This window comes from Serratia sp. BFP-2025 (assembly GCF_050880365.1).
In the GTDB taxonomy this organism is placed as follows: domain Bacteria; phylum Pseudomonadota; class Gammaproteobacteria; order Enterobacterales; family Enterobacteriaceae; genus Serratia; species Serratia surfactantfaciens.
The window spans coordinates 110,010-129,432 of the sequence record NZ_JBPAFV010000002.1 but is presented as its reverse complement, the minus strand read 5'-3'; the positions used below and the strand labels follow the sequence as shown (position 1 = coordinate 129,432).

Sequence of the window (19,423 nt, the reverse complement as noted above, 5' to 3'; positions counted from 1 at the left end):
TCTACGGCCGACGAAACAGGACAAAGTAACATGTCTAAAATTTTTGATTTCGTAAAACCGGGTGTCATCACGGGTGATGACGTTCAGAAAGTCTTCGCAGTTGCTAAAGAGAACAACTTTGCGCTGCCAGCGGTAAACTGCGTGGGTACCGACTCCATCAACGCCGTGCTGGAAGCCGCAGCTAAAGTGCGTGCACCGGTCATCGTTCAGTTCTCCAACGGCGGCGCCGCGTTTATCGCCGGCAAAGGCGTGAAGACCGATGTGCCTCAGGGCGCAGCGATTCTGGGCGCTATCTCTGGCGCGCACCACGTTCACCAGATGGCTGAACACTACGGCGTGCCGGTGATCCTGCACACCGACCACTGCGCGAAGAAACTGCTGCCATGGCTGGACGGCCTGCTGGACGCCGGCGAGAAGCACTTCGCCGCTACCGGCAAACCGCTGTTCTCTTCCCACATGATCGATCTGTCTGAAGAGTCGCTGGAAGAAAACATCGAGATCTGCAGCGAATACCTGAAGCGCATGGCCAAAATCGGCATGACGCTGGAAATCGAACTGGGCTGCACCGGCGGTGAAGAAGATGGCGTGGACAACAGCCATATGGACGCTTCCGCTCTGTACACCCAGCCGGAAGACGTGGCTTACGCGTACGAAAAACTGAACGCCATCAGCCCGCGCTTCACCATCGCCGCTTCGTTCGGTAACGTGCACGGCGTGTACAAGCCAGGCAACGTCAAGCTGACCCCGACCATCCTGCGTGATTCTCAGGACTACGTGTCCAAGAAATTCAACCTGCCGCACAACAGCCTGAACTTCGTGTTCCACGGCGGTTCCGGTTCTACCGACGCAGAGATCAAAGAGTCCGTGGGCTACGGCGTGATCAAGATGAACATCGACACCGATACCCAATGGGCGACCTGGGACGGCATCCTGCAGTACTACAAAGCGAACGAAGCTTACCTGCAGGGCCAGCTGGGCAACCCGAAAGGCGCCGATCAGCCGAACAAGAAATACTACGATCCACGTGTATGGCTGCGCGCAGCGCAGACCAGCATGGTGACGCGTCTGGAGCAGGCCTTCAAAGATCTGAACGCGGTAGACGTTCTGTAATCTTCGGCACCTGTTGCACGATGCATAAGGCTCCCTGCGGGGAGCCTTTTTCGTTTTCAGCCCAGCAGGCCGGCGCCGACGTTGATAGACAGGCCCAGGATCAGCATGTTGAACGCGAAGGAGATCACCGACTGCAGCAGGGTGACCTTACGCACCTCCGCCGCCCCGACCGCCACGTCGGCGGTTTGCGACGCCACCGCGATGGTGAAGGAGAAGTAGGCGAAGTCCAGGTAGGTCGGCTCGATGAGGTTGCCGGGGAACAGCAACGGCAAAGGATTCTGCTGCGCGCCCTGACGATAGAACTGGTGGGCATAGTGCATGGTGAAAGCGGTCGGCAGCAGCAGCCAGGAGACCACCAGCGTGGCGCCGGTCAGCAGCAAATGCAGCGTTTTCAGCGAGCCGGCCACCTGTTTGGCGCTGCTCAATTCAAACAGGATCGCCAATAAGCTGACCAGACAACCGAGGCTGACCAGCGCCAGCACCATGCTGGCGCTTTCGTCCTGCCGCCGGGCTATCTGGCGAATGTGCTGCGGCGTGCTGATCAGCATAAGCCGCCAGAGAAACAGCAGATAGAGCCAGGCCAGCGTATTCCAGCCGATCATCAAGCGCTGCAGCAGCGAGAGCTGGGCGGGCAGCAGCAGAAAGCACAGCAGCCCGGCGCCGACGGAAAACAGCAGCCTGGGCCGCACTTGCCAATAGTGTTTGAGCGAAGAGCGAATGTGCATGAAAAACGGATCCCTTATCGTGAAATGGCCAACGCGCTGTTCTCAGCATAGAAGAAGCGGCGCGCGGTTTCGGCTATTTTTAACGCTGACGGTTGGCATGAGCCTTTAATGTTGGTTACCCTAAGGCGGTGGTTTCCTACTGGCTATCGAGGCCAGTGTATTTTTGCGAGTTTCTCCCGTTAGGGACTGAGTTAGGACGACACGAATGAAAGATTTGAATGTAGTAGACGGCATCAACGGTGCCGGCGACTGGTTGGTGAAGAACCAGGATCTGTTGATCCAGTATGCGGTGAATATCGTCGCCGCTATCGTTATCCTGATTATCGGTTCGATCGTGGCGCGCGTGGTCGGTAATGCGCTGAACCGCGTAATGAAGCTGCGCGGCATCGACGCCACGGTGGCGGACTTCCTGGCGGCGATCGTGCGCTACGGCGTGCTGGCATTCACCTTCATCGCGGTGCTGGGGCGCGTCGGCGTGCAGACCACCTCGGTGATCGCCGTGCTGGGTGCCGCCGGTTTGGCCGTCGGTCTGGCGCTGCAAGGGTCGCTGTCCAACTTCGCCGCCGGCGTGCTGCTGGTGATCTTCCGTCCACTGCGCGTGGGTGAATATGTCGATTTGGGCGGCGTGGCCGGCACCGTCGATCAGGTGCAGATTTTCTCCACCACCCTGCGGACTTCCGACAACAAAACCATCGTGGTGCCGAACGGTAAAATCATCGCCGGTAACATCATCAACTACTCCCGCGAACCGAACCGCCGCGTGGATATCGTGGTGGGCGTGGCCTACAACGCCGATATCGACGTGGTGAAGAAGGTGCTGGGCGACGTGATCGCCGCCGACAAGCGCATCATGCACGCCAAAGGCGTGACCGTGCGTCTGAACGAGATGGCGCCATCGTCCCTGAACTTCGTGACTCGTTCCTGGACCACTAACGCGGAATACTGGAACGTGTACTTCGATCTGATGGAAAACTTCAAGCGCGCGCTGGATGCCCACAACATCGGCATTCCGTTCCCGCAGATGGACGTGCATCTGTATCGCACCGAAGACGCTTCCGCCAAGGCGGAATAACAGAGAAGGGGGCCTTGGCCCCCTTTTTTATTGCGGGCCGAGACGCTGCCAATGGCATCTCGGCCTTTTCTTTTCCGCGAGTTCAGACGCCGGCCGCCGGTTCGGTGAGCGGCGCGCGGCGACGCAGGCTGAGGCGATAAAGCAGGAAGATGGCGGCGGCGCCCAGCAGCGCTGGCAACGCCAGCCAGAGGAAGAACACTTCCGGCGATCCGGCTGCGGTCATCATCCAGGCACCGAGCATCGAGCCGACAATTGAGCCGAAGCGGCCATTGGCCATGGCCCAGCTGACGCCGGTCACCCGGGCTGCGGTTGGGTAGAGGGTGGCGGAAACCAGATTCAGGCCGTTCTGCGCACCGGCCACGCCGAAGCCGATCAGGAACACAATGGCGGCCAGCGTGTAGGCGTCGCCCATCAGGTAGCCGGTAGCGCCAATCACCAGCGCGGCGCCCAGGTAGGAGACGGCCAGCACGCGGTAGGGCCCGATCCGGTCCATCAGCAGCGCCATGAGGATGGCGCCCAGAGTGCCGCCGAGCGGCACCATGGCTCCGATGCGCGAGGCGTGGACGATGTCGTAACCGGCGTCTTTGAGGAGAGTCGGCAGCCAGCTGGTGAGCAGATAGAACACAAACAGTGAACAGAAGAACGCCGCCCATAGCAGCAGGGTGCGCACGGCGCGGCCTTCGATAAACAGGTGTGATATCGGCGATTTGACCTGCGCCGGACGCTCGTCATCGACAATCGTCACACCGGCCCAACGCTGGCCGGTGATGCGCTCGACCACCCGGCGCAGCCGATCGGCGTGTTTGGCGCTGGCGGCCATAAAGCGCACCGACTCGGGCATCTGCCAGGCCAGCAGCGGCAGCAGCGCCAACGGCGCGATACCGCCGACCAGCAGCAGGCCGCGCCAGCCGAACGTCGGAATGATCTGCCCGGCCAGCAGGCCGCCCAGGGCCAACCCGGCGGTGAAGCCGCTCCAGCTCAGGGTGACCATCAACATGCGCCGGCGCGCCGGTGAGTATTCCGAGCTGAGAGTGATGCAGGTCGGTATCGCGCCCCCGAGGCCAATGCCGGTGATGAAGCGCAGCAGGGTCAGGGATTCGATCGAATGCGTATAGGCCGAAGCCAGGGTGCAGCCGCCAAACACCAGCACCGCGACGAGCAGCACGCGCTTGCGGCCGATGGCGTCGGCGAGCGGCCCGAACAGCAGGCTGCCGAGCAGCAGGCCGAACAACCCCGCACCGAAGGCGGGGGAGAGCTGCGCAGGCAGCAGATCCCACTCTTCGCGCAGCGCCGGGGCGATATAGCCGATGATGGCGGTATCGAAGCCGTCCAGCAGGGCGATGAGGAAACATAAGGTCAGGATCAGGATTTGGTAGGGTGAGATCCTGGCGCGATCGATGATTTCGCTGATGCGAGCGGTATCTGGGCTCATGAGGGTTCCACTGTTATTAAGCTGTTGTGGGCTGGCTGAGGGGCCGTTCAGGCCGCTGTGGCTGGCATCGCGTAGAAACCCGAGTATACACCAGAGGGGGGGCGTTGCGGGGAGAGGGCGTCGATGATCATCGCCCGCCGCAGGAGGTACCTGTGGCGGGCGCTTGGCAAGGTTATTTGGCCAACAGTTCCCGGCGCACGATCTCGGCGCCTGCACTTAAGGCATTCAGCTTGCCGCGGGCGACCTGACGAGGCAGAGGGGCCATGCCGCAGTTGGTCGACGGATAGAGCTTGTCGGCATCGACAAACTGCAGCGCCTTACGCAACGTAGCGGCCACTTCTTCAGGCGTCTCGACGGCATGATTCGCCACGTCAATGGCGCCGACCATCACCTTTTTACCGCGGATCAGTTCAAGCAGGTCCATAGGCACGTGCGAGTTATGGCATTCCAGCGAGATGATATCGATATTAGACGTTTGCAGTTTAGGAAACGCCTCTTCATATTGCCGCCACTCTGAACCCAGCGTCTTCTTCCAGTCGGTATTGGCTTTAATGCCGTACCCATAGCAGATATGCACCGCCGTTTCGCACTTCAGCCCTTCGATGGCCCTTTCCAGGGCGGCGATGCCCCAGTCATTCACTTCGTCAAAGAACACATTAAAGGCGGGCTCATCAAACTGAATGATGTCGACGCCGGCGGCCTCGAGCTCTTTGGCTTCCTGATTGAGGATCTTGGCGAATTCCCAGGCCAATTTTTCACGGCTTTTATAGTGGTTGTCATAGAGCGTGTCGATCATGGTCATCGGCCCCGGCAGGGCCCATTTAATCGGCTGCTTGGTCAGCTGGCGTAAAAATTTGGCGTCTTCAACGAAAACGGGCTTTTGACGCTCGACCGCACCCACCACGGTCGGAACACTTGCATCATAGCGATTACGGATTTTCACCACCTGGCGTTGCTCGAAATCGACGCCGCTGAGGTGCTCAATGAACGTCGTGACGAAATGCTGACGCGTTTGCTCGCCATCGCTGACGATGTCGATGCCGGCCAACTGTTGCTCCGCCAGCGATAAACGCAGGGCGTCCTGTTTCCCTTCGATTAATTCTTCATTCTGCAATTTCCAGGGCGACCACAGGGTTTCCGGTTGGGCCAGCCAGGAAGGTTTGGGCAAGCTGCCGGCGGTCGATGTAGGGAGCAATATTTTCATGATGGATGACCTGTATTTGAGTTAATCAAAGCGCGTAGTGAGCAGACCACTGCTCAAGAATAGGCTTGTAGGGTTTGATAAATTGCTCTTCCGTGAATTTCCCCTGCTCAATCGCTAACTGGCTACGCTCTTCGCGATCATAAACAATCTTGGTTAATGAATAGTCCTGGTTATTCAGGCTTGGCTGATAACATTGCCCCGCCGCCGAATTGGCATTGTAAATTTCAGGCCGATAGATTTTTTGGAAGGTCTCCATCGTGCTGATGGTGCCAATCAGCTCAAGGTCGGTGTAATCGCTCAGCAAATCACCGGGGAAATAAAAGGCCAGGGGCGCGACGCTATTTTTCGGCATGAAATAACGCACCTGCAGGCCCATTTTCTTGAAATACCGGTCGGTCAACGAAGCGCCGTCTTGGCGGTATTCGTCACCCAATACCGGGTGGTGATTGCCCGTCCGATGATAGGTGTCTTTGCTGGACACGCTGAGGCAGATCACCGGCGGTTTGCTAAAGTTTTCATGGTATGCCTTTGAATTGACGAAATGCTTAAAGATATTGCCGTGCAAATCGCCGAAGTCATCCGGAATGTTGAACTCCGCTGCGTTTTGGTTATGCGCCGGCAGCAAGACGCTAAAATCATAATCACGCACGTAAGACGAGAAATTGTTCCCGACGATACCCTCGATACGCTTTTGCGTTTTTTTATCAATAATGTTGGTCTTCAGGATTTCGATCACCGGAAAGCTGGCGCCATGATCTTCAATGCGCATCTCAACCGAGATGATTTCCAGCTCGACCGAATAACGATCGGCCTTGGGGTTATCCCAATGCGCCAACGTATTGAAGCGATTGTCAATCATCACCAACGTATTGCGCAGGTTCTCCCGGCGGTTTTCCCCTCTGGCCAAATTGGCAAAGTTGGTGGTGATACGCGTACTTTCAGAAGGGTTATAATCTTCATTGAAAGAACTGCTCTTAATCGTAAAGGTAAAGTCTTTATTCATCGTCTTATAGCATCCTGTTATATGATATGAGGGCTGGTTTTATCTACTTTTATCAATTAGTTGTTTTTATATTTTTTTATTCAGCCGCTTTCATATTGTCTGTCGTTAATGAGGTCTATTTTTGCCAGAGTCCCGAGGGGAGTGAAAGAGACTTAATTTCATTACCACATGAGCCGCGTTCATGATCTGGCGCATCAGGCAGTTTTCCGCCGCGATCCGGCCGCGCAAACCGCCTGATGCGCCGAGGCGGCAAGCTGGTGCAGCCTGAAACATTACGGGTATAATCCCCACCATAACCCCACGGCTTCAGACACGAACATGACAAAACTCACCTTACAAGAGCAGATGCTCAAAGCGGGCTTGGTAACCAGCAAGAAAATGGCCAAAGTCCAAAGAACGGCTAAAAAATCACGCGTTCAGGCCCGTGAGGCCAGAGAGGCGGTGGAAGAGAATAAAAAGGCGCAGCTTGAACGCGATAAGCAGCTGAGCGAGCAGCAAAAGCAAGCCGCGCTGTCCAAAGAATACAAAGCGCAGGTGAAGCAACTGATCGAGATGAACCGCATCGTCCTGGCGAAAGGCGATATCGGTTTTAACTTCACCGACGGCAACCTGATCAAGAAAATCCTGGTGGATAAAGCGACCCAGACCCAGCTGATCAATGGCCGTCTTGCCATCGCACGTTTGGTGGTCGAGAACCGCGAAGAGTGTGAATACGCGATTATCCCCGCCAGCGTCGCCGATAAAATCGCGCAGCGCGATGCGGCCAGCATTGTGCTGCACAGCGCGCTGAGTCAGGAAGAGCAGGATGAAGACGATCCGTACGCCGACTTTAAAGTGCCCGACGATTTGATGTGGTAAGCCGTGTTCAGAACGGCGCGGCGTGACGAGCGGTTATCCGTTCTCCGCTGATGGGGTGCACAAAATCCAGTTCGCTGGCGTGCAGCATCAGCCGCGGCGTCTGTTCGGTGCCCGGCAGCAGGCGGCCGCCATACAGATCGCAGCCTAAAATAGGGTGGCCCAACTGCCGGCTGTGAATACGCAGTTGGTGGGTGCGCCCGGTCTCCGGGGTGAGCTGCACCCGCGTCAGCGGCAGCGATGTCCCATCTTCCGCGATACGATAAAAACGCTCGACGACCCGATAGCGGGAACGGGCGGGCTTGCCGTGAAGGGCGCAAATCGACATCAGCGGGAACAGCGCCGGATCTTTGGCGATCGCCGCGTCTATCACTCCTTCGTAATCCGCCAGATGGCCGCAGAGCAGCGCGCTGTACACTTTGTTGACGGTGCGTTCGCTGAACTGCCGGCAGAGCGCGGCGTTGACGGCCTTATTGCGGGCCACCACCATCAAGCCGGACGTGCCGAAATCCAGACGGTGCACCAAAGTGCAGCCGGGGAAGATCTGCACCAGCCGATGGTGCACCGAATCGAGATTTTGCGGATTCTTGCCCGAAAGGCTGAGCAGCCCGGTCGGCTTATTGATCAGCGCCAGATGAGCGTCCTGATAGAGGATCTCTATCTGATCATGACATGGCGGGGCGATGAAGGTATCGATAATCGTAGACATCGTGTGGCCGGCTGGTGAGGGGGAGCGGATGATAGCGAATTTTTCGCCGATGGGCGAATTTGACGGCGCAATCCCGCCGGTTGGAGTATTAGCGCTTCTGATACTTGATTAGAAACATCAATTTCACCTAATGATCGCTTCCTCGTATGATGCGCGTGTTGACCGATTCGCGCCCTCGTCCGGCGCCTTTTATCATTCGAGGAATCCCCATGTTATCCGTCTTCCTGCAGGGTTTTGCCCTGAGCGCCGCCATGATCCTGCCGCTGGGCCCGCAGAACGTATTCGTGATGAATCAGGGCATTCGGCGTCAGTATCATTTAATGATCGCCGCGCTGTGCGCGTTGAGCGATATCGTGCTGATCTGCGCCGGCATCTTCGGCGGCAGCGCATTGCTGACCCGTTCGCCGCTGCTGCTGGCGCTGGTGACCTGGGGCGGGGTGGCGTTTCTGCTGTGGTACGGCTGGGGCGCGTTCCGTTCCGCCTTCAGTCCGCAGCCGGCGCAGGCTGCGGCGCAAGAGCTGGCGCAGAGCCGCTGGCGCATCGTGGTCACCATGCTGGCGGTCACCTGGCTGAACCCGCACGTTTATCTGGACACCTTCGTGGTGCTCGGCAGCCTGGGTGGACAGCTGACGGCGGACGTGCGTTCCTGGTTTGCGCTCGGCGCGGTCAGCGCATCGGTCGTGTGGTTCTTCGGGCTGGCGCTGTTGGCCTCCTGGCTGGCGCCCTGGCTGAACACGCAGCGGGCGCAGCGCATCATCAATGCGCTGGTCGGGCTGGTGATGTGGGGCATCGCGCTGCAGCTGGCCTGGCAGGGGGCAAATTTATAAGAATTTGTCACTAATCCGAATTCAAAACGCCGCGCGATATGCTACGTTTGATGCCAGGAATCCGGCGGTTCTCACGGGGAAAAGCCGGCGATCAGAGACAGCCTGTCATTAAGGAGACACTGTGAAGCTAAAAGCATTGGCTATGGCCGCAATGGTCGGATTAGGGACGTTACCGATGGCGCTGCAGGCGGCCGAAGTGCCTGAAGGGCCGCATGTCGTCACCTCCGGCACCGCCAGCGTGGACGCCACGCCGGACATCGCCACCCTGGCGATCGAAGTGAGCGTTTCCTCCAAAGACGCCGCTCAGGCGAAGAAGCAGGTGGATGAGCGCGTGGCGCAGTACTTTGATTTCCTGCAGAAAAATAACATCGAGAAGAAAGACATCAGCGCCGCCAACCTGCGCACCCAGCCGGAATACGACTACCTGAAAACCGGCGAGTCGGTGCTGAAGGGCTACCGTGCGGTGCGCCAGGTGCAGGTGACGCTGCGCCAGTTGGACAAGCTGAACGAGCTGCTGGACGGCGCGTTGAAATCCGGCCTGAACGAGATCCGTGCGGTGGAGTTGGGCGTCGCCAAGCCGGACGTGTATCGCGAACAGGCGCGGCAAAAAGCGATCGAGAACGCGACTCAACAGGCCGAATCCCTGGCCAAAGGCTTCCACGCCAAGCTGGGGCCGGTGTACAGCATTCGCTATCGGGTCGCCAACTACCAGCCGATGCCGGTGGCGCGGATGTATAAGGCGGCCGGTGCGGCGGCGGAAAGCGATGCGGCGCAGACCTATGAACAGCAAAGCATTCACTTCGACGATCAGGTGGATGTGGTGTTCGAGCTGCAGCGCAACGCCGCGCAGTAAAGGTGTGGTATTGAAGAAAAGGTTCGCTGCGGCGAACCTTTTTTCGTTTTAATCCTGGCGCAGCACCTGGTGACCGTGTTCCAGCAACGCATCGGTCACTTTACGCATCATGCGGCTTTCCGGCGCGAAGCGGTGCCAGTACAGCATGCGGCGCTGGTACAGCCCCGGCGTCAGGTCGATCAGTTCACCGGATTCCAGCTCCTTTTCGATCTGCAGATGCGGGATCATACAGCAGGTGGTGCCCTGGCGTGCCAGCTGCACGAAGGCTTCCGATGAGTTCACGATGTGGCAGGGCACGCTGCCCGGCGACAGATCGAAGTTCTGCTGCAGGAACGCCTGGTGCATGTCGTCGAGATGGTCGAAGGCCACCGCCGGTGCTTTCAGCAGCGCGGAACGGGTGACGCCGTTGGGGAAGTAGCGCTCGGCGAAGCCGCTGGAGGCCACGAACAGGTAGTCCAGCGCCCCCAGCCGATCCACCAGGCAGCTCGGCAGCGGCTGCGGCTGAATACTCACCGCCCCCACCACTTCACCGCGGCGTAACCGCTCCTGGGTGCGGGTTTCATCTTCCACCTGCAGATTCAGACGAATGGGGGAGTCCGCCAGCACCGGTTTCAGCGCCGGCAGCAGCCAGGTCGCCAGACTGTCGGCGTTGACCGCCAGCGACAGCAGCAGCGGCGTATCGACGCCGGTGTCGTTGCCCAGCCACTCTTCTTCCAGCAGCTCCACCTGATGCAGCAACGCCAGCAGCTTTTGCCCTTGTTCGGTCGGGCGCGGCGGCACGGTGCGGACCAGCAGCGGCTGGCCGAACAGGTTTTCCAGCTGTTTGATGCGTTGGGATACCGCCGATTGCGTGATGCAGAGTTTTTGAGCGGCGCGCTCGAAGCCGCGCTCACGGATCACCGCGTCCAGCGCTTGCAGCGTACGATAGTCTGGGCGTTTCATCGGAAAGATATCCCTTAAATTAGAATGATACCGGCACTATGCCACATTTTGCGCGCGGCGCAGGTGGAAAAATCACGCCACCAACTCGCCGCAAAGCGGGTAAAAATGCGGGATGCGGTAAATAAGTGTGATCCTGCCGGCGTGAAAAACAGCGTTTTACCCTATAATACGCACACGTTTTCGTACAGAGGCAAGGGACATATTATGACGCAGGACGAACTGAAAAAAGCGGTAGGCTGGGCGGCACTGGAATATGTAACGCCGGGCACCATCGTCGGGGTTGGCACCGGCTCGACCGCTTCCCACTTTATTGACGCGCTGGGCTCCATCAAGCACCAGATTGAAGGCGCGGTGTCCAGCTCCGACGCCTCCACCGCCAAGCTGAAAAGCCTCGGCATCCACGTATTCGACAGCAATGAAGTGGACTCGCTCGATATCTACGTGGACGGCGCGGACGAAATCAATGGCCATATGCAGATGATCAAGGGCGGCGGCGCAGCGCTGACGCGCGAGAAGATCATCGCCGCCATCGCCAAGAAATTCATCTGCATCGTCGACGCCAGCAAACAGGTAGACGTGTTGGGCAAGTTCCCGCTGCCGGTGGAAGTGATCCCGATGGCGCGTTCTTACGTGGCGCGCGAGCTGGTGAAACTGGGCGGCCTGCCGGAGTATCGCCAAAACGTGGTGACCGACAACGGCAACGTGATCCTGGACGTGCATAACCTGAGCATCACCGACGCCATCGCGCTGGAGAACAAGATCAACGGCATCGCCGGCGTGGTGACCGTTGGGCTGTTCGCCAACCGCGGCGCGGACGTGGCGCTGGTCGGTACGTCGGAAGGCGTGAAAGTGGTCAAATAAGCCGCCATGGCCTGTGGCCCGGTCATGCCGGGCCGCAAAATTTCTTCGGTTAAAATATCTTTTCTGAAAAGCGGCAAATTTGGTGACTTATGTCACATTGTGAAAACTGACTCCCCAAAGCTTCTGCCGAAAACTTTCCCTATGGCATTTTCTGCCAGAAACCGCCAGGAACGCTGCGCCTTGTCCTGCCGGGCAGGCAATCGTTTGTATTGCCGCCCGCGTTATTTTTGTTATGTTGGATGGGAGCTGTGTCGCAACAGCCGCTTCTGAAGTCTGAACATAGGGTCGGGTAAATGGCAAAAGTATCATTGGAGAAAGACAGGATTAAATTCCTGTTGGTGGAAGGGGTTCATCAGAGCACGGTAGACAATCTGCGTGCCGCCGGTTATACCAACATCGAATACCACAAGGGTGCGTTAGACACCGAATCGCTGAAGGCCTCCATCCGCGATGCGCACTTCGTCGGCATCCGATCGCGCACGCATCTGACCGAAGAGGTCTTCGCCGCCGCAGAAAAGCTGGTGGCGGTGGGCTGCTTCTGTATCGGCACCAACCAGGTTGATCTGAACGCAGCGACCAAGCGCGGTATTCCGGTCTTCAACGCCCCGTTCTCCAATACCCGATCCGTGGCCGAAATGGTGCTGGGCGAGCTGTTGTTGATGCTGCGCGGCATTCCGGCCGCCAACGCCAAGGCGCACCGCGGCGTGTGGCACAAACTGGCCGTGGGCTCTTACGAGGCGCGCGGCAAAAAATTGGGCATCATCGGCTACGGGCATATCGGCACCCAACTGGGCATTCTGGCCGAAGGGCTGGGCATGAAGGTGTTCTTCTACGATATCGAGAACAAGCTGCCGCTGGGTAATGCGCAACAGGTGCGTCATCTGTCCGATCTGCTCAATATGAGCGACGTGGTAACGCTGCACGTGCCGGAAACGCTGGCCACCAAGAATATGATGGGTGCAGAAGAGCTGGCGCTGATGAAACCGGGCGCCATTCTGATCAACGCCTCGCGCGGCACTGTGGTGGATATCCCCGCGCTGTGCGATGCGTTGGCCAGCAATCATCTGGCGGGGGCGGCGATCGACGTCTTCCCGGAAGAACCGGCGACCAACAGCGATCCGTTCAACTCGCCGCTGTGTGAGTTCGACAACGTGCTGCTGACGCCGCACATCGGCGGCTCAACTCAGGAAGCGCAAGAGAACATCGGCGACGAAGTGGCCGGCAAACTGGCGAAGTATTCCGACAACGGGTCGACGCTGTCGGCGGTCAACTTCCCGGAAGTGTCGCTGCCGGCGCATGGCCCGAACGCCAGCCGCCTGCTGCACATTCATGAAAACCGTCCGGGCGTGCTGACGCAGATTAACCAGATCTTCGCCGAAGAGGGGGTTAACATCGCCGCGCAGTACCTGCAAACCGGGCCGGAAATCGGCTACGTGGTGATCGATATCGAAGCGGAAACCGCGCGTGCCGACGCTGCGCTGCAGCGCATGAAGGCCATCGACGGCACCATTCGCGCCCGTCTGCTGTTCTGATTCGGCGGCATGCCGCAATGAAAGAAAAAGGTCGGATGGATTCCGGCCTTTTGCTATTTGGGCTCGCGCCACGCCCAGCTGCAGAGCGGGGTGAGGATCTCCGGCAGCGGGATATCCCAATGCTCGGTCGGCAGGCTTTCCACCTGTTGGCAATCATGGGCCAGGCCGATGGGATAGGGGCCATCGCTCTGCCAGTTTTGCAGGGTGCGATCGTAAAAGCCGCCGCCCATGCCCAGACGCTGGCCGGTATGATCGAACGCCACCAGCGGTGTCAACACCACGTCCAGCTCGCCCAGCGGCAGCACCTGGCGCACATCGAGGTGCGGCTCGAGAATATTGAAGCGGTTGCGCACCAGCGGCGTTTCCGGCGCATAGCGTAGGAACAGCAAGTGCCCCGGGCTGAACGGATGCAGCACCGGCAGGTAAACCCGTTTGCCGAGCGTCCACAAACGCTCGATTAGCGGCCCGGTATCGAGTTCGCCGTCAAACGACAGGAATACCGCGATGCTGTGCGCCGCCTGAATACGGCCGTGTGCGACGAGACGTTCGGTTATCTTTTCTGCGGCAAAGCGTTGCTGGCCCGGCGTAAGTTCGCGCCGACGTTGGCGAATGAGTTGACGAATGGCTTGGCGCTGCTGCGCGAATTGGGGTTGAAAAGGCATCGTATCAGGCTTGCTCAGTGTGGCGTTCAGCACACATAAACCGCTGAGAAGGGGAATCTCCGAGATGCCGTCGCAGGCTGTAACCCTTGAACCCATGGTTCAAGGTGAACGTGCCGTCGCAATCTTAAGGCTTCTCGGCGCACCGAGCGTGCTCACCGATCGCGGAGCAACACATTCTGTTTGTACTAAATATCGGCTCAGGGGACTGGCCCGCTGGCGAACATCTCAGAGAAATTTTGTACTCGTTGCTGAAAACTGTGATTTCAACAACTTAAGTTATTCGAATTGCACATCCTGACGTTCAGAGATGCGACCTTGTTCAAGCAGCGCTTGTTCAATGGTCTGCTGCAGCATCCGTATGCGTTGTTCCATATTGGACGCATAGTCACGGGTTTTCAACCGTTCTTGAGCAAGTTCGTGACAGACGTTCAATGCCGCGATGAAAACCAGTTGCTCAGTATTGGAGACTCTAGTGCGAACTTTTAGATCTTGCAACCGTTGGTTAAGATCGTCCGCCGCCATATTCAACGCATCTTGTTGTTCTGGCGGGCAATTGACTCTTAACGAGCGGCCAAAAATTTGAATATCTACCGGTTGTGCAGACATGCCACCTTCCTGCCTAAATTTCGCGCCAGCCTTGTCCGCCCTGGCCGGGCCGTCAAAGCGGGCGCCACTATATATACCTCGGTACCAAGATACAACCCCTTTTTCAGTACCTGGTTGTAATCTACTGCGGCAGACATCGCCAGTCAAAAAAGGGTTTCAAAATGCGTATTTACCGCACTTTCGTCACCCGCCGGCGCAGTGTGAGACCTGCCACATCACGATTATAACTAGCCACTGAGGTGTCGCGCTTATCTGGTATAGCGACGGACCTTGGTGGTAGCATACCACGAACTTATCCTGCCAACGATGACGAATGCGCATGTCTATACAGAATACATTTCCAAGTTACCAATCTTTGACCGTGGCCCTCAACCAACAGTCGGTGGCGTTGACCGCGGCAGAAATGCACGGCCTGATCAGCGGCCTGCTGTGCGGCGGCAGCCGTGATGCCGGCTGGCAGGCGCTGGTGCACGATCTGACCAATGAAGGCGTCGCCTTCCCGCAGGCGCTCAGCCAACCGTTGCAGCAGCTGTATGAAGCGACGCGTGAAACGCTGGAAGACGACGAATTCCTGTTCCAACTGATGCTGCCCGAAGGGGAGATCGTCAGCGTGTTCGATCGCGCCGACGCGCTGGCCGGTTGGGTCAACCACTTCCTGCTCGGTTTGGGCATGATGCAGCCGAAGCTGGCCCAGGTGAAAGACGAGGTCGGTGAAGCGATCGACGATCTGCGTAACATCGCGCAGCTGGGCTACGACGAAGACGAAGATCAGGAAGAGTTGGAACAGTCGCTGGAAGAAGTGGCGGAGTATGTGCGGGTCGCCGCCATCATGTGCTACGGCGAATTCACTCGTCACAAGCCGACGGCGCCGGAAAATATCAAACCGACGCTGCACTAAACGTTCTATCGCCCCTCCGCCGGCGGTGCGGATGGCATGATTTCAGGAGAAGGTAATGACTCAGCAGGAATTCAACAACCGCCGTCAGGCGCTGTTGGCGAAAATGGCGCCGGCCAGCGCGGCGGTTATTTTCTCTGCGCCGGAAACGACGCGCAGTGCAGATTCAGACTATCCCTACCGGCAGAACAGCGACTTTTGGTACCTGACCGGCTTCAATGAGCCGGAAGCGGTGCTGGTGCTGATCAAAAGCGACGAAACGCACAACCACAGCGTGCTGTTCAACCGGGTGCGCGACCTGACGGCGGAAATCTGGTTTGGCCGCCGTCTGGGGCAAGACGCCGCGCCGGCGAAGCTGGGCGTGGATCGCGCGCTGCCGTTCGATGAAATCAATGACCAGCTGCACCTGCTGCTGAATGGCCTGGACGTGGTCTACCACGCGCAGGGCGAATACGCCTACGCCGATCAGATCCTGTTCGGCGCGCTGGACAAGCTGCGCAAGGGATTCCGCCAGAATCTGCAGGCGCCGGCCACCGTCACCGACTGGCGGCCGTGGCTGCACGACATGCGGCTGTTCAAATCGCCGGAGGAGCTGGCGGTGATGCGCCGCGCCGGCGAGATCAGCGCGTTGGCACATACCCGCGCGATGGAAAAATGCCGTCCGGGCATGTTCGAATACCAGTTGGAAGCGGAAATTCATCATGAATTCACCCGCCTAGGTGCCCGTTACCCGTCTTACAATACCATCGTCGGCAGCGGCGAAAACGGCTGCATCCTGCACTACACCGAGAACGAGAGCCAGATGCGCGACGGCGATCTGGTGTTGATCGACGCCGGCTGCGAGTATCAGGGGTACGCCGGCGACATTACCCGCACCTTCCCGGTCAACGGCAAGTTCAGCCGGCCGCAGCGCGCAGTGTACGACATCGTGCTGGCGTCGCTGCTGCGTGCGCTGGAGCTGTTCAAACCCGGCACCAGCATCCGCGAAGTCAATGACGAAGTGGTGCGCATCATGGTGGTCGGGCTGGTGGAGCTGGGCGTATTGAAAGGTGAAGTCGACCAGTTGATTGCCGAGCAGGCCCACCGTCAGTTCTTTATGCACGGGCTGAGCCACTGGCTGGGCCTGGACGTGCACGACGTCGGCCATTATGGCACGCCGAGCCGCGATCGGCTGCTGGAGCCGGGTATGGTGCTGACCGTGGAGCCTGGGCTGTATATCGCGCCGGATGCGGACGTGCCGGCGGAATACCGCGGCATCGGCATCCGTATCGAAGACGACATCGTGATCACCGCCGACGGCAATGAAAACCTGACCGCCACCGTGGTGAAAGACGCCGATGCCATCGAAGCGTTGATGGCGGCGGCAAGGTAACGGAATGAGCGTAATTATCGTTGGCGGCGGTATGGCGGGCGCGACGCTGGCGCTGGCCATTTCGTCGCTCACTCAGGGAAGAATGGCGGTGGATCTGGTCGAGGCGACTCGGCCGGACGACCGCAGCCACCCGGGCTTTGACGCTCGCGCCATCGCTCTGGCGCAGGGCACTTGCCAACAGTTGGCGCGTATCGGCGTTTGGCCGGCGCTGCGCGATTGCGCCACGCCGATAACTCAGGTGCACGTCAGCGATCGCGGCCACGCCGGGTTTGTGAATCTGCAGGCGCAGGATTATCAGGTCGATGCGCTCGGCCAGGTGATCGAACTGCACGACGCCGGGCAGCGGCTGTTCGCGCTGCTGGCGAAGGCGCCGGGCGTCACGCTGCACTGCCCCGCGCGGGTGGTGGACGTTATTCGCACCGCAGAGCGGGCGGAAGTGCTGCTGGACAATGGCCGACGCCTGGCCGGGCAGCTGCTGGTGGCGGCCGACGGCTCGCGCTCGGCGCTGGCGCAGGCCTGCAATATGCAGTGGCGCCAGGAGGACTATCCACAGTTCGCCACCATCGCCAACGTCACCACGGCGGAAGATCCGCAGGGGCGCGCCTTCGAGCGCTTTACCCGTTACGGGCCGTTGGCGCTGTTGCCGATGTCGCAGGGGCGCAGTTCGCTGGTGTGGTGCCATGCGCGCGAGGATCGCGCCCAGGTCGACGCCTGGGACGACGAGCGCTTTATCGCCGAGCTGCAACAGGCTTTCGGCTGGCGGCTGGGGCGTATCCTCAAGGCCGGCAAACGGCACAGTTACCCACTCGCTCTGCTGACTGCCGATCGCCATGTCAGCCACCGGCTGGCGTTGGTAGGCAACGCGGCGCAGACGCTGCACCCGATCGCCGGGCAGGGGTTCAACCTCGGCCTGCGCGATGTGATGTCGCTGGCGGAAACGCTGGCGGAAGCGGTGAACAGTGGCGAAGACGCCGGCGGTTATGCGTTGCTGAGCCGCTATCAGCAGCGGCGGCAACAAGATCAGCAGGCGACGATCGGCGTGACCGACGGCTTGATCCATCTGTTCGCCAACCGTTACGGCCCGCTGGTGGTTGGCCGCAATTTGGGGCTGATGGCGATGGAGCGTTTGCCCGCAGTGCGCGACGCCTTCGCCAAGCGTACGTTGGGCTGGGTGGAACGTTAAAGACATAGTCGGGCGCGTTGGCGCGCCCAAAGCGCGGTGCGTCAAGACGTCGCGCGTTATTTAAGGAAATCGAGCAGCATGCAATCATTTGACGTGATTATCGCCGGTGGCGGTATGGTGGGGCTGGCGTTGGCCTGCGGCCTGCAGGGCAGCGGGCTGCGCGTGGCGGTGCTGGAGCAGCGACAGCCGGAGATGGCGCCGCCGTCGGAACAGCCGGCCCTGCGCGTCTCCGCCATCAATGCCGCCAGCGAGCGTTTGCTGCAGCATATCGGCGTATGGGATGACATTCTCCAGCTGCGGGCCAGCGCCTACAACGCAATGGAAGTGTGGGATCGCGACAGCTTCGGCAAAATCGCCTTCCGCGGCGACGAATGCGGCTTCAGCCATCTCGGCCACATTATCGAAAACTCGGTGATCCAGCAGGCGCTGTGGAAGCGCGCCGAAAGCCTGTCGGACATCACGCTGATCACTCCGGCCGCGCTCAAGCAGGTGGCGTGGGGCGAGAACGACGCCTTCATCACGCTGGAGGATGGCCGCATGCTGACCGCCCGGCTGGTGATCGGCGCCGACGGCGCCCAGTCGTGGCTGCGTCAGCACGCCGATATCCCGCTGACCTTCTGGGACTATCGCCACCATGCGCTGGTGGCCACCATCCGCACCGAAGAGCCGCATCAGGCGACGGCGCGGCAAATTTTCCACGGCGACGGCATTCTGGCGTTCTTGCCGTTCAACGATGCGCATTTGAGCTCCATCGTCTGGTCGGTCGCGCCGGAAGAGGCCGAACGCCTCAAGCAGCTGGAGCCGGAACAATTCAATCGCGAACTGGCGATGGCCTTCGATATGCGTTTGGGCGCTTGCAGCCTGGAAAGCGAACGGCTGGCGTTCCCGTTGACCGGCCGCTATGCGCGCAGTTTCGCCGCGCACCGCCTGGCGCTGGTGGGCGATGCGGCGCATACCGTGCATCCGCTGGCCGGGCAGGGCGTGAACCTGGGCTTTATGGACGCCGCCGAGCTGATTTCCGAACTGCGCCGCCTGCAGCGGCAGGGCAAGGATATCGGCCAGCACCTCTATCTGCGCCGCTATGAGCGCCGCCGTAAACATGGTGCGGCGGTGATGCTGGCCAGCATGCAGGGTTTCCGCGAACTGTTCGACGGCAACCATCCGGCCAAAAAGCTGCTGCGCGACGTGGGGTTGCGGCTGGCGGACAGCCTGCCGGGCGTCAAACCGAAGCTGGTGCGTCAGGCGATGGGCCTGAACGATCTGCCCGAGTGGCTTGCCTGACCGCCCGCCTTCTGCGAGCCCGCATCGGGCTCGCGCTTCTCGCCTTATGCCATCGTCTTTCCTTATATAACCCTTCATTTGAAATAATCTAATTTCAGCCGCTTTTTATCATTACTTTTTCTAATTCCATGTTCGGTTATCAAAAGTCAGGATCCCATGCCCGGCCGTCGGTTTGTTATATAAGTTCGGAGTTTTGCCGCTTTAATTGTTAATTTTGTGCCTTAAAGCGCATTTTTCCAGTGAAAAACTCTGCACACTAGCCCGGCATTTTACCGCCCCGGAACGGCGATGAGCCTATT

The 19,423-nt window shown here is 59.3% G+C and carries 19 protein-coding genes and 1 other RNA gene; 11 read left to right on the top strand and 9 right to left on the bottom strand.

The window, feature by feature from the left end; all coding sequences use genetic code 11:
• The first annotated feature begins 30 nt into the window (after positions 1-30).
• On the top strand, positions 31-1,110 hold the full coding sequence (fbaA, locus tag ACRAWE_RS16115; RefSeq protein WP_019455616.1) for a class II fructose-bisphosphate aldolase: 1,080 nt from the start codon (positions 31-33) through the stop codon (positions 1,108-1,110).
• A gap of 56 nt (positions 1,111-1,166) precedes the next feature.
• On the opposite strand, the gene ACRAWE_RS16110 is transcribed toward fbaA, so the two are convergent.
• The gene (locus ACRAWE_RS16110) at positions 1,167-1,835 is read right to left on the bottom strand and encodes a DUF1345 domain-containing protein (RefSeq protein WP_432525611.1); all 669 of its coding nucleotides are present in this window, start codon (positions 1,833-1,835) and stop codon (positions 1,167-1,169) included.
• Between the two features lie 205 nt (positions 1,836-2,040).
• On the opposite strand from ACRAWE_RS16110, the gene mscS reads away from it, so the two are divergent.
• Positions 2,041-2,907 (top strand): small-conductance mechanosensitive channel MscS, encoded by an 867-nt coding sequence (gene mscS / locus ACRAWE_RS16105; RefSeq protein ID WP_198636977.1) that lies wholly within the window; start codon positions 2,041-2,043, stop codon positions 2,905-2,907.
• Positions 2,908-2,989: 82 nt separating this feature from the next.
• Here mscS and ACRAWE_RS16100 read toward each other — a convergent pair whose 3' ends face one another.
• From ACRAWE_RS16100 to ACRAWE_RS16090, 3 genes are all read right to left on the bottom strand, one after another.
• Positions 2,990-4,339, bottom strand: coding sequence for an MFS transporter (locus tag ACRAWE_RS16100; protein ID WP_154747433.1), 1,350 nt, complete (start codon positions 4,337-4,339; stop codon positions 2,990-2,992).
• Positions 4,340-4,511: 172 nt separating this feature from the next.
• Complete coding sequence (locus tag ACRAWE_RS16095; RefSeq protein ID WP_025160207.1) at positions 4,512-5,543, bottom strand: methionine synthase; 1,032 nt, start codon at positions 5,541-5,543, stop codon at positions 4,512-4,514.
• 25 nt (positions 5,544-5,568) lie between these two features.
• On the bottom strand, positions 5,569-6,546 hold the full coding sequence (locus ACRAWE_RS16090) for a DUF1852 domain-containing protein (RefSeq protein ID WP_019455621.1): 978 nt from the start codon (positions 6,544-6,546) through the stop codon (positions 5,569-5,571).
• A gap of 318 nt (positions 6,547-6,864) precedes the next feature.
• Between ACRAWE_RS16090 and ACRAWE_RS16085 the strand changes: the two genes are divergently transcribed.
• The gene (locus ACRAWE_RS16085; RefSeq protein WP_025160208.1) at positions 6,865-7,404 is read left to right on the top strand and encodes a DUF2058 domain-containing protein; all 540 of its coding nucleotides are present in this window, start codon (positions 6,865-6,867) and stop codon (positions 7,402-7,404) included.
• A gap of 7 nt (positions 7,405-7,411) precedes the next feature.
• Here ACRAWE_RS16085 and ACRAWE_RS16080 read toward each other — a convergent pair whose 3' ends face one another.
• Positions 7,412-8,110, bottom strand: coding sequence for an RluA family pseudouridine synthase (locus tag ACRAWE_RS16080; protein ID WP_154747434.1), 699 nt, complete (start codon positions 8,108-8,110; stop codon positions 7,412-7,414).
• 209 nt (positions 8,111-8,319) lie between these two features.
• On the opposite strand from ACRAWE_RS16080, the gene argO reads away from it, so the two are divergent.
• Both argO and ACRAWE_RS16070 read left to right on the top strand, forming a co-directional pair.
• Entirely contained in the window at positions 8,320-8,937 is a 618-nt protein-coding gene (gene argO / locus ACRAWE_RS16075) for an arginine exporter ArgO (protein WP_019455623.1), read from the top strand.
• Between the two features lie 121 nt (positions 8,938-9,058).
• Entirely contained in the window at positions 9,059-9,790 is a 732-nt protein-coding gene (locus tag ACRAWE_RS16070; protein WP_025160209.1) for an oxidative stress defense protein, read from the top strand.
• Positions 9,791-9,838: 48 nt separating this feature from the next.
• Here the strand turns inward: ACRAWE_RS16070 and ACRAWE_RS16065 are convergent, their stop codons facing one another.
• Positions 9,839-10,732, bottom strand: a complete 894-nt coding sequence (locus ACRAWE_RS16065) for a LysR family transcriptional regulator ArgP (protein ID WP_019455625.1) — start codon at positions 10,730-10,732, stop codon at positions 9,839-9,841.
• A 204-nt stretch (positions 10,733-10,936) separates the two neighbouring features.
• Between ACRAWE_RS16065 and rpiA the strand changes: the two genes are divergently transcribed.
• Complete coding sequence (gene rpiA, locus ACRAWE_RS16060) at positions 10,937-11,593, top strand: ribose-5-phosphate isomerase RpiA (protein ID WP_019455626.1); 657 nt, start codon at positions 10,937-10,939, stop codon at positions 11,591-11,593.
• Positions 11,594-11,886: 293 nt separating this feature from the next.
• Positions 11,887-13,125: a phosphoglycerate dehydrogenase gene (serA, locus tag ACRAWE_RS16055; RefSeq protein WP_025160210.1), complete on the top strand. Its 1,239-nt coding sequence runs from the start codon at positions 11,887-11,889 to the stop codon at positions 13,123-13,125.
• A gap of 53 nt (positions 13,126-13,178) precedes the next feature.
• On the opposite strand, the gene ACRAWE_RS16050 is transcribed toward serA, so the two are convergent.
• The 3 genes from ACRAWE_RS16050 to zapA form a co-directional block, all read right to left on the bottom strand.
• A complete protein-coding gene (locus tag ACRAWE_RS16050) occupies positions 13,179-13,787 on the bottom strand; it encodes a 5-formyltetrahydrofolate cyclo-ligase (RefSeq protein ID WP_019455628.1) in 609 nt (202 codons plus the stop codon).
• Between the two features lie 52 nt (positions 13,788-13,839).
• Positions 13,840-14,022: non-coding RNA, 6S RNA (gene ssrS / locus ACRAWE_RS16045), on the bottom strand.
• A 41-nt stretch (positions 14,023-14,063) separates the two neighbouring features.
• Positions 14,064-14,393, bottom strand: coding sequence for a cell division protein ZapA (gene zapA, locus ACRAWE_RS16040; RefSeq protein ID WP_019455629.1), 330 nt, complete (start codon positions 14,391-14,393; stop codon positions 14,064-14,066).
• Positions 14,394-14,712: 319 nt separating this feature from the next.
• Here zapA and ACRAWE_RS16035 point away from each other — a divergent pair, with 319 nt between their 5' ends.
• From ACRAWE_RS16035 to ubiI, 4 genes are all read left to right on the top strand, one after another.
• On the top strand, positions 14,713-15,291 hold the full coding sequence (locus ACRAWE_RS16035) for a YecA family protein (RefSeq protein WP_025160211.1): 579 nt from the start codon (positions 14,713-14,715) through the stop codon (positions 15,289-15,291).
• Positions 15,292-15,346: 55 nt separating this feature from the next.
• Complete coding sequence (pepP, locus tag ACRAWE_RS16030; protein WP_019455631.1) at positions 15,347-16,660, top strand: Xaa-Pro aminopeptidase; 1,314 nt, start codon at positions 15,347-15,349, stop codon at positions 16,658-16,660.
• A gap of 4 nt (positions 16,661-16,664) precedes the next feature.
• A complete protein-coding gene (ubiH, locus tag ACRAWE_RS16025) occupies positions 16,665-17,843 on the top strand; it encodes a 2-octaprenyl-6-methoxyphenyl hydroxylase (protein ID WP_019455632.1) in 1,179 nt (392 codons plus the stop codon).
• 78 nt (positions 17,844-17,921) lie between these two features.
• Positions 17,922-19,124 carry an FAD-dependent 2-octaprenylphenol hydroxylase gene (gene ubiI / locus ACRAWE_RS16020; RefSeq protein WP_211130108.1) on the top strand — a complete coding sequence of 401 codons (1,203 nt, stop codon included), beginning with the start codon at positions 17,922-17,924 and terminating at the stop codon, positions 19,122-19,124.
• Positions 19,125-19,423: the final 299 nt, after the last annotated feature.